We start from the raw sequence: 10,453 nt of genomic DNA on the forward strand, positions 1-10,453 counted from the left end.
CGGGCACGGGCGGCACGGCTGCCAGCGCGGGCGCCCTGTCAAGCGGTCCGTCCTCCGCCACGGGGATGCGCCTGGTCATCGGCGGCAAGCCCTACACCGGCCCGGCGCCGCGGGTCATCAAGGGCGCGACGATGGTGCCGATGATGCCGTTCTTCCAGGCCTCGCCGATCGGCATGAGCTACGACCGCGCCACGCGACGCCTCATCGTCCTGGGGCGGAAGACTGTGGTCATGTGGGTCGGCAAGACGACGGCCACCGTGGACGGCGCGCGCGTGCCGCTGGCGACGCCGCCGGTCCTGGTGGGCAGTGAGGTGTACATTCCGCTGCGGTTCACGGTGGAGACCATCGGGGGGGAACTAAAGTGGGACGCGGCCAGCAAGACGATGGGCGTGGCGTTCCCGGCGCCACAGTTCTGACAGACCGCAGGCGCGATGAATCGCGCCGCTACAACGCCTTCCCCAGGTACGCCTCGATCAGGCTCTGGTCCTGCGCCAGCTCGGCGCTCGGGCCGGCCTTGACGATCCGCCCCGTCTCGAGCACATACGCCCGGTGGGCCAGCTTCAGCGCCTGCCGGGCGTTCTGCTCCACCAGCAGGACGGTCGTCCCCGCCTGGTTGATGTCGTGCAGCACGCGGAAGATGTCACGCACGAGCACGGGCGCCAGGCCCATCGAGGGCTCATCCAGCAGCATCAGCCGGCTGCGGGTCATCAGCGCGCGCGCCATCGCCAGCATCTGCTGCTCCCCGCCCGACAGCAGTCCTGCCAACTGTCGCCGCCGCTCCGCCAGACGCGGGAACAGCCCATAGACGCGCTCGTAGTCGTGCGCCACCTGCGCGCGGTCGCCTCGCGTCCACGTGGCCAGCTTGAGGTTCTCGAAGACGGTGAGGTTGGCGAAGATGCCCCGGCCCTCGGGCACGTGCGCCAGCCCCAGCGCCGTGATGCGGTGGGCCGGCACGCGCGCCAGATCGCTTGTCCCAAAGCGCATTGCGCCGCGCCAGGGCACCAGCCCCGAGATGGCCTTCAGCAGCGTGGACTTGCCCGCCCCGTTGGCCCCGATCAGGCTCACGATCTCACCCTCGCGCACCTCCAGCGACACCCCCTGCAGGGCCGCGATGCCGCCGTAGGAGACGTGGAGGTCGCGGATGTCGAGCAGCGTCTCGCGGTCAGTGTGGGAGCGGTCACCGACCGCGACATCGCGCCGCGGGTGCTCGCACCCGCAGGTGACCGCTCCCACGGAATCCAGCGCCATCAGTCCGCCTCCTCCCCCAGGTAGGCCTCGATCACCCTATCGTTGCCCTGGATCTCCACCGGCGTGCCCTCGGCGATGGTCTCCCCGAAATCCAGCACCAGCACGCGCTCGGCGGCCCCCATCACGACCTGCATCTGGTGCTCGATGAGCAGGATGGTCAGGTGGAACTCCCGCCGCATCCACAGGATGAGGTTCATCAACTCGTGGGCCTCGGCGGGGTTCATGCCCGCCGCCGGCTCGTCCAGCAGCAGCAGGCGCGGCTGCGTGGCCAGCGCCCGGGCCATCTCCAGGCGCCGCTGCTGGCCGTAGGGCAAGCTGCCGGCCGGCGCAGCGGCCAGGTCGGCGAGCCCGAACGCCGCCAGCAGTTCGAGCGACCGCGCCATCGTCTCGCGCTCGCCGCGTACGTAGCCCGGCAGGCGCAGCAGGCTCTGCAGGATCGAGGTGTGGCTATGGCCGTCGCAGGCGATGCGGACGTTGTCCAGTGCGGACAGGTCGCGGAAGAGCCGGATGTTCTGGAAGGTGCGCGCCAGGCCCAGACGGACGATCTGGTGCGGGTAGCGGCCGAGCAGGCTGTGCTCGGCGAAGGCGATGCTGCCGGCGCTCGCCCGGTAGACCCCGCTGATGAGGTTGAAGATCGTCGTCTTCCCCGCGCCGTTGGGGCCGATGAGCGCCACCAGCTCACCCGCCTCGAGCTGCAGGTTGAAGTCCGACACGGCCCGCAGACCCGCGAAATGATGGGTGACATGCTGCAGGGACAGGAGGCTCATGCGACTGCCTCCGTATCATCATCCCGCGTGGGGCCGGACGTCCCAGACGGCCCACCGGCCGGTCCAGGATGTCCCGGACCGCGCGACGCCACGCGCTGCCGCCGGTATTCCGCCGGCAGCAGGAAGCCGAACTCACGGTGGCCCATGATGCCCCGGGGCCGCAGCAGCATGAGCAGGACCAGGAACAGCGGCGCGACCGCCAGCCGCCATTCGGCCGAGATGTGGAGCCACTGCAGCAGCGGCCGTAGCGCCTCCAGCACGGCGGTGAACACCGTGGCGCCCAGGATCGAGCCGCCCAGGCTCGCCACCCCGCCCAGATAGACCATCACCAGCATGTCGGTGGACTTGAGGATGGTGAAGGAGCGGGGGTTGATGAACTGCAACTCGTGGGCGAACAGCGCCCCGGCGATGCCGGCCAGGAAGGCCGAGAAGACAAAGATCAGCACCTTGACCCGCCGGCTGTTCACCCCGACGAGCTCGGCCGCCGTCTCATCCTCGCGCAGGGCCAGCACGCCGCGCCCGTGGCGCGAGTAGACGACATTGCGCGCCAGGACGATGGCGATGATGACCCACAGGTACACCCACGGCAGCGTGGTCAGCTTGTTGATGCCCATCAGGCCCTGCGGCCCGCCGACCGCCGGGATGTTCTCCAGCCCGCTCTTGACGATCATGTTGAAGGCCAGCGTCACGATGGCCAGGTAGTCCCCGCGCGTGCGGAACGACGGGAAGGCGATGGCCAGGCCCGCGATGCCGGCCGCTACACCGCCGCCGAGCAGCGCCACGGGAAAAAGCACGGGCCCCAGCCCCGCCGGGAAGAGGCGCACCGTCAGCAGCGCCCCGGCATACGCCCCGATGGCCATGAACCCCGCGTGCCCCACCGAGAACTCGCCCATGTACCCGTTGATGAGGTTCAGGCTGACCGTCAGGATGATGTTGATGCCGATGTACTTGAGGACCAGCTCCAGGTACGGGTTGATGATCCCATACCGGGGCAGCAGGAACGTCAGCGGAGCCGCTGCGAGGAGGATCAGCGGAACCCGGTGACGCTGGATGAACTGGAGGAGACGCATGTGCATGTGATGGTTACCGAACGGCGGAACGGCTTTGCCTCACCCCCGACCCCTCTGTGGCTGCGAAGCCACCAAGCAACAGGCGATGTCCCTCTCCGGAGCGCTCAGCCTCACCGAGCGCGAGGGAGAGGGGAAGGGGTGAGGACGCCGTTCATCCCCTACCCCGTCACACCTTCTGACTCACCGTCCGCCCGAGAATCCCCGTCGGCCTGAAGATCAGCAGCACCAGCAGCAGTGAGAAGGCGATCATGTCGCGGTAGCTGGACGACTTGAGCACCACAGGGGTGAAGATCTCGACGAAGCCCAGGATGAAGCCCCCGAGCATCGCGCCGCGGATGTTACCGATCCCGCCCACCACCGCCGAGATGAACGCCCACCAGCCGATGCGGATGCCCATGTACGGGTCAATGGTGTAGGCCATCCCGTACAGCGTGCCGCCCACGGCCGCCACCGCTGCCCCGAGGGCGAACGTCAGGGAGATGATGCGGTCCTTGGGTACGCCCATCAGGGGCACGATGGTGTGATCCCACGAGATCGCCCGCATGGCGATGCCCAGCATCGTCTTGCGGACGGTCAGGTCCAGCGCCAGCATCGTGAGCAGCGCCAGGCCGATGATGACCAGTTGCAGGCTGGAGATGGTGATGCCCCCGACGTGCACCTCGCCCGCGGGGATCAGGGGCGGCAGCATCCGCGGCGTCGGGCCGATGCCCTTGATGGCCACGAAGGAGTTCTCCAGCAGCAGGCCGATCCCCAGCGCCGTGATGACGGCGGACATGCGCGGGGCGTTGCGCAGCGGCTTGTAGGCCGCGCGCTCGATCAGCACGGCGAGCAGGGACGTGCCCAGCACCGCCACGACGATCGTGCAGACGAAAATGACCAGCGGCGAGGCCCCCCCCAGGTGCGCCAGCAATAGCCCCGAAGCCGCGAACGCCAGGTACGTGCTGACCATGAAGATGTCGCCATGGGCGAAGTTGATCATGGTCAGGATGCCATAGACCATGGTGTAGCCCAGGGCGATCAGCGCATAGACGCTACCGACCTGCATGGCGTTGAGGAGCTGTTGGAGGAAGAAGGACATGGGCGGTACCAGTAGGTGAAGGCAAAGTCACATGTCGCAGGGCCGCGAGTCAATGGTCCGTCATACCTTCCAGAGCAGCCACCGGCGACGGGGTACAGGTAGGCCGCGGCGGTGCAGTTCATCCCTCGCCAGTTCCGCGATCGGGCCACAGTCTAGCCGGTACGGGATCGTCTCCCAGTCACAGTCACCTGTGTTGGCGGGGACCTCCCGGAGACCATCCACGGTTCGGGCTCGCATGGCGGCTATGGCGTCGAGGTCTTCCACTGACACCTGCGACGCACTGTTCTCCAGGATGTTGGCGATGGCCCGGAGGCATTGCTCCGCGACCCATGGCTCGCTGAGCATGGCCTCCCTCAGGTGACCGATCACTTGAGCACCGCCGATGCGTGCCAGAGCGTCGGGCAGCTCGTCCTTGAAGCGCACGCGCGCCTTTGAATGCGCCCAGCGCCTGAGGGCCGTGGTCATGGGCGCGACAGCCGCAGTTCCCCACGTCGCGGCTTCCTCCCACCGACCAAGACCCATCCAATACCACACTGCGTCCTCGGGGTTGCTGGGGGCAGACCCCGACTGTGTCAGTGCATTGGCGATGCCAGCCGCCTCGATTTCGGACTCTGCATCCCGCAATGCGTCAAGGAGGACCTCCTGTGCGCGCGGATGACCACTTATACCCACCAGGTCGTCCAGACGGGAACGGATCTCCTTATCTGCGGCTTCGAAGGCGGCTAACACCTTCTCTGCGGCGTCCTGCCCGATTCCCGCAAAGCCGAACGACGCACGCAGACCCTTCACGGCGGAATGCCAATCGTTGAATTGGCGCACGTTCATGTTGCAGATTGCCGCCAGCGCCAGGTCCACCCCTCTTGGATCGCCGCGTTTGCAGAGCATTTCAGCGACTTCGCCGCGGATCCCATCGTCGGTGTCATTCGCGTATGCGGCCAGCGCATCAGCTCCGCGGGGACCTTCGACGCAGGACAGTGGACCGAGTGCCCGGCGCCTAACAGTCACGTTCGGATCGCTGGACAGGGCAGCTAGGGCCAGCGCGGCGTCACCACCCGAGACTTCGGCGAGCATGATCAGCACCGCGCCCCGCTCCTCAGGCGGCCGGCTTTGAAGGGCCTGCCTCAGGACGGGCCGCGCGTCCTCCCCGAACGCGATTACCGCATTCCTGATGCGCCATGTGTCGACGTTCCGGGCGTCACCAGCGCACACTGCAGCAACGAGGCCGTCGAGTGCCCTCTGGCCTCCGAGGGCGGCGAGCTCATTGACGGCCTGCTCCCTCTCGGCTCGCGAGTCCCCGATCGCCTTCTCCACGAGCCGTCGGACCAATCCGTCCATCACTGTCTCCTCCCGTGGGTCACCCGAGGCACAAGCAGGTTGCAGGCCGCTGCTCCGTGTTGTAGGCGGGTCGGGCGGTCGTGACATCCCGAGCGCCTGACGTGACTTTCCTTCCTAGTCCACTACGGCTGCGCCGTCTGGAAGAACTTGAACTTGCCGTCCTTGATCTGGATCACGACGGCGCTCTTGACCGGGTCGCCCGTGCCCTTGAACTGCATGTTGCCGGTCACGCCTTCATAGTTCGTGATCCCGGCCAGGGCGGTGCGGACCGCCTCGCGGTCGAGCTGGCCGGCCGTCTTCACCGCCGCGAACAGCAGGCCGAACGAGTCGTAGGTCAGCGCCGCGACATCATCGGGCACGGAGTTGTACGCCGCCTTGTAGGCGGTGATGAACTGCTGGGCTTTGGGGGTGGCGGTGTCGGCGGCATAGTGGGTCGTGAAGTACAGCCCCTCGCAGTCCTTGCCCGCGAGCTTCACGAGTTCCTCATTGCCCCACGAGTCGCTGCCGAAGATCTTGCCCTGGTAGCCGACCTGCCGGGCCTGCTTCACTTGCAGCGGCACTTCTGAGTAGTAGTTCGGCAGAAAGAGCGTGTCGGCCCCGGACTTGGCGATCTTGGTGAGCTGGGCCGAGAAGTCCTTGTCGCCGGTCGTATAGGTCTCGAAGGAGACGATCTTGCCGCCGTTCTCCTCAATTGTCTTCTTGTAGATCTCGGCAATGCCCTTGTTGTACTCCGAAGCCACGTCATACAGCACGGCCGGCTGCTTGGTCTTCAGCTCGCCCAGCGCGAACTTGGCCGCCACGACGCCCTGGAAGTCGTCGGTGAAGGCGGCGCGGAAGACGTACTGCTTGGGCTGGCCGCTGCGGGCGTCCACGGTAAGCTTCGGGTTGGTGGACCAGGGGCTGATCATCGGCATCTTGGACGACTCGGCTACCTCCGCGGCGGGGATGGCGTTGCGCGAGGCGTTCGGGCCGATCATCGCCAGGACGCCGCCGCTGGCCAGCTTCTGCGCCACGGCCGCCGCCGACTCCGCCTTGTCCTCGTTGTCCTCGACGCTCAGCTCGACCTGAACCTTCTGGCCGCCGACGTCGAGACCGCCCGCGTCGTTGACTTCCTTGATGGCGAACTCCGCGGCATTCTTGCACGACTGCCCCACCACGGGGATCGTGCCCGTCAGCTCGGTGTTCAGGCCGACCTTGAGCGTGCCGCCCACGGGCGTCGCCGACGTGGCCGGCGTGGCGGAGCCGCCGGGGGTGGAGACTTTGCCGCAGGAGGTCAGACAGAGCGTGACCAGCAGGAGCAGCGCGGCGACTGGCAGCACACGGTTCATGGCAGTACTCCGCAAGGAAGGGGTGACAGCGGGCGAGGCATTCCAGCTACTATAGCCGCTGGGGGCGGCTTCGTCTACCCCGGCGATAGGCCCGGCCCGCGCTCACGGGAACTCGCTGAGGGGTACCCACCGTCGCTCCGCGGCGCTCTGCAGCACCGCGTCCATCACCCGTTGCGTCTCGTGCCCGGCGGCGAAGTCAGGCCCGATCGGGAGATCGTCCGCGATGGCGTCTATAAAGGCCCGGACCAGGCTGCTGGAGCGGAAACGGAAGGCTTGCAGCGCTGCCTCGCGCTGCTCGTCGGTCGAGACGTCGCGTGGGATGGCCGGCTGGATGTCGTCCGGCACCGGCAGGGGCTGCTGCTGCGGTTCGCCCGCCCGGCAGCCGGCCAGCCCGTTGCGCCACACGTCGTGGTACAGGCTCAGGGTGAGGATGCCGTCGCGCCCGGCCAGCTCGTGCCGCATGATCCGGTCGCCCGGCGCCGTCCAACTGATGTGGAAGATCCCCTCGCAGCCGTTCTCATACTCAGCAAGGAAGGCGAGGGTGTCGTTGCAGACGGTGGGGCGCATACGCGGGCTGGGAAGCCCGCGCTCCGGGCGCTCCGGCACGGTGTTTTTCCACGTCGCGCAGACCGACTGGACGGGCCCGTTCAGCCACAGCGCCAGGTCAATGTTGTGGCAGCCCAGGTCATACAGCACCCCGCCACCCATCTCCGGGTCTGCCCGCCACATCCAGTTTCCTCCCGGCCGCCCGTAGCCGGCAAGCTGGCACACGTTGTAGTGGAACGCCTCGCCGACGTAGCCTGCCTCCACCAGCCGCTTGCCGGCGATGCTCTCGGGGACCCACCGGTTGGTGAAGGCCACCATCGTCTTGCGGTCGCTCCGCCGCGCCAGGTCGTGCAGCTCCCGCGTCTGCGCCGAGTTCATCCCCAGCGGCTTCTCACAGAACACGTGTAGGCCGCGCTGCAGTGCCGCCCGGGCCATCTCGAAGTGCATGGCGTGGGTGCTGCTGATGCACACGGCGTCCAGGTCGTCGCGGGCCAGGAGTTGCTCGTAGTCGGTGTACAGAGCGGTGACGCCGAACTGCTCGCCGGCGGCGCGCAGCTTCTCTTCCGTCCGCGCCGACAGGGCCACCAACTCCGCCGCCGGGTGGGACAGCACCTGCGGGATCTGGATGCGGTTGGCCCAGGAGCCGACGCCGATGATGCCTATCCTGATGGGCTGCTGTGACATGGGTGCCTCGAAGGGTGGAATGCGCGAGCTATTCGCCACCCCGGCGCGGGCGGCCTGCTCTGTTGCGGAACGACAGGGGGCTGCGGCAGAGCCTCACTCATGCGCCGGGGATGTACTTGCGGAAGGCCAGACAGGCGTTCACGCTGCCGAACCCAAAGGAGTTCGAGAGCGCGACCTGCACCTCGGCAGGGCGGGCCTGGTTGGGGACGTAATCGAGGTCGCAGGCCGGGTCGGGGTGCGCGTGGTTGATGGTGGGCGGGATGACACGGTCGCGGATCGCGAGGCAACAGACGGCAGCCTCGATCGCCCCGGCCGCGCCGATGGCATGACCGACGCACGACTTGGTCGAGGAGATCGGTGTCTGGTGCGCCGCGTCGCCGAGGGCCTGCTTGATGGCTAGCGTCTCGGTCAGATCATTCGGTGTGGTGGCGGTGCCGTGGGCGTTGATGTAGTCCACCGCGTCCGGCGCCAGGCCGGCGTCGCGCAGGGCCAGGGACATCGCCGCAGCCGCGTCGCTACCGGTCGGCTCGGGCCGCACCATGTCGTAGGCCCCGGAGGTCAGTCCGTAGCCCACCACCTCGGCGTAGATGTAGGCGTTGCGCCGGCGGGCCTGCTCCAGTTCCTCCAACACCAGCACCGCGCTCCCCTCGGCGATCACGAAGCCGTCGCGCGTGGCGTCGAAGGGCCGGCAGGCCGTCTCGGGCTCGTCGTTGTGCGAGGACAGGGCGCGCATGACGCAGAAGGCGGCCACGGTGCCCGGGCTGAGCGGCGCCTCGGCCCCGCCGGCCAGCATAACATCCGCCTCGCCGTACTGAATCTTGCGCAGGGCCTCGCCCACCGCGTGGCTACCGGAGGCACAAGCGGTGGAGATGGTGAGGTTGGAGCCGGTCAGGCCGTGGTGCATGGCAATGTGCCCGCTCACGGCGTTGGGGGTGATGCGGGGGACCGAGAAGGGGTTGACGCGACGAGGGCCGGCGTCGCGCAGGACGTGCAGTTGCTGCTCATGGTACAGCACCCCGCCGATGCCGGAGCCCATGATGCACCCGATCCGGCCTCGGTCGCAGGCGTCGAGTACGCCGTCGCTATCGGCGATCGCCAGGCAACTGGCGGCCACGCCGAACTGGGCGAAGCGGTCGAGCCGCCGGCCGGTGTCCGGCGGCAGGTGCACCTCCGGGTCGAAGTCGCGGATCTCCCCGGCGATCCGACTGGAGTAGTCCGAAGTGTCGAACGTAGAGATGGACTTGATGCCCGAGACGCCCTGCACCGTCGCCCGCCAGAAGGCTTCCGTCCCACACCCGTTTGGCGCCATGACGCCCAGGCCGGTCACGACCACTCTGCGTTTGTGCATGTTGCTCCTTACTGCGTGGTGCGGCCCACTGCCGGGGCCGGCTTACTCCAACCCGAACAGCTTGATGGCGTTCTCGCGGGCCACCTTCTGGAAGACTGCCTCGGTGATCTTGCCGCTGTCCCGCCACTCGATCAGCAGGTCCACGATCTTGACCGGCATCGTCGGGAAACACAGGTCGGTGCCGAACAGCAGCCGGTCCTGGAACTCGGTGAGGAACTTGGGGCCGTACTCCGGGTCGCGCGCGAGGGCATTGCGCGGGGAGTCGTCCGACAGATCGCCGTACAGGTTCGGGTACAGCCGCATGAGCTTGGGCAGGACGCCCTCTTCCTTGATCGGGTGGGTCGGCTGCCGCCCGCACTGCCCGCCGGTCATGCGGAACAGATAGCCCCGCTCCCCCGGCGTCTCGAGCTGCGCGATCTCCGTCCAGAAGCACGGCCCATGCCCCAGGTAGATCAGGTTCGGATAGCGCCGGAGCGTGAACTCCAGGCCCGGCAGACCGGGCTCGTCGTAGAGGCCGAAGTTGCAGGTCGGCACCGGCGAGCCGTCGGTCGTCACCGGCAGCCCGACCTCCTCAGCGCACTTGAACAGATTCTGGACCATGTCGTCCATGATGGGCAGATTGGGCATGATCTCCCCCACGCCCTTGCAGCCCTTGTCCTTGTAGGCGCGCAGCACGTCGCCCAGCGGTGCGTGCGAGGAGTTGCAGATGGCCCGAGGGTCCACGTTGCAGAAGGGAAAGAAGCGGTCGGGGTACTGCGCGCACATCTCCAGGATGTCCTCATTCGCCTGGGGCAGGTACACCTCCGGGCTCACGATGGGCAGCAGCGCCCCCTTCTCGATGCCCAGCCGGTCGAACACCTCGACCACCTGGTCGGGGGTGGACATCGAGTAGATCGGCGGCGGGATGCGGTAGGCGTGGCAATGGATGTCTATGAACATGATGTCTCCTGTCGCGTCGCGAGTCCCATCTAGTCAAGGATCCGCGTGGGCGCGCGTGTCCTCACGCGCGCAACCGGTCGCTGTGCGACGACCTGCGCGCGTGGGGTCAC

Annotated in this window: 10 protein-coding genes; 1 reads left to right on the forward strand and 9 read right to left on the reverse strand. The window is 67.7% G+C overall.

The window, feature by feature from the left end:
- Positions 1-416 (forward strand): copper amine oxidase N-terminal domain-containing protein (locus LLH23_23800; GenBank protein MCE5241501.1); only part of this gene is annotated, 416 nt, incomplete at its 5' end.
- Between the two features lie 28 nt (positions 417-444).
- Here the strand turns inward: LLH23_23800 and LLH23_23805 are convergent.
- From LLH23_23805 to LLH23_23845, 9 genes are all read right to left on the reverse strand, one after another.
- Positions 445-1,152, reverse strand: coding sequence for an ABC transporter ATP-binding protein (locus tag LLH23_23805; GenBank protein ID MCE5241502.1), 708 nt, complete (start codon positions 1,150-1,152; stop codon positions 445-447).
- Positions 1,153-1,247: 95 nt separating this feature from the next.
- The gene (locus tag LLH23_23810) at positions 1,248-2,015 is read right to left on the reverse strand and encodes an ABC transporter ATP-binding protein (protein ID MCE5241503.1); all 768 of its coding nucleotides are present in this window, start codon (positions 2,013-2,015) and stop codon (positions 1,248-1,250) included.
- Complete coding sequence (locus LLH23_23815) at positions 2,012-3,091, reverse strand: branched-chain amino acid ABC transporter permease (protein ID MCE5241504.1); 1,080 nt, start codon at positions 3,089-3,091, stop codon at positions 2,012-2,014. Before LLH23_23815 ends, LLH23_23810 begins: the two co-directional genes overlap by 4 nt.
- A gap of 160 nt (positions 3,092-3,251) precedes the next feature.
- On the reverse strand, positions 3,252-4,163 hold the full coding sequence (locus LLH23_23820) for a branched-chain amino acid ABC transporter permease (GenBank protein MCE5241505.1): 912 nt from the start codon (positions 4,161-4,163) through the stop codon (positions 3,252-3,254).
- A gap of 60 nt (positions 4,164-4,223) precedes the next feature.
- A complete protein-coding gene (locus LLH23_23825) occupies positions 4,224-5,498 on the reverse strand; it encodes a hypothetical protein (GenBank protein ID MCE5241506.1) in 1,275 nt (424 codons plus the stop codon).
- Between the two features lie 122 nt (positions 5,499-5,620).
- On the reverse strand, positions 5,621-6,826 hold the full coding sequence (locus tag LLH23_23830; GenBank protein ID MCE5241507.1) for an ABC transporter substrate-binding protein: 1,206 nt from the start codon (positions 6,824-6,826) through the stop codon (positions 5,621-5,623).
- 102 nt (positions 6,827-6,928) lie between these two features.
- On the reverse strand, positions 6,929-8,056 hold the full coding sequence (locus tag LLH23_23835; protein MCE5241508.1) for a Gfo/Idh/MocA family oxidoreductase: 1,128 nt from the start codon (positions 8,054-8,056) through the stop codon (positions 6,929-6,931).
- 97 nt (positions 8,057-8,153) lie between these two features.
- Positions 8,154-9,404 carry a beta-ketoacyl-ACP synthase II gene (fabF, locus tag LLH23_23840; GenBank protein MCE5241509.1) on the reverse strand — a complete coding sequence of 417 codons (1,251 nt, stop codon included), beginning with the start codon at positions 9,402-9,404 and terminating at the stop codon, positions 8,154-8,156.
- A gap of 42 nt (positions 9,405-9,446) precedes the next feature.
- Positions 9,447-10,343, reverse strand: a complete 897-nt coding sequence (locus LLH23_23845) for an amidohydrolase family protein (protein ID MCE5241510.1) — start codon at positions 10,341-10,343, stop codon at positions 9,447-9,449.
- Between the last annotated feature and the right edge of the window lie 110 nt (positions 10,344-10,453).

The organism is bacterium, assembly GCA_021372615.1.
Taxonomy (GTDB): Bacteria; Armatimonadota; Zipacnadia; order Zipacnadales; family UBA11051; genus JAJFUB01.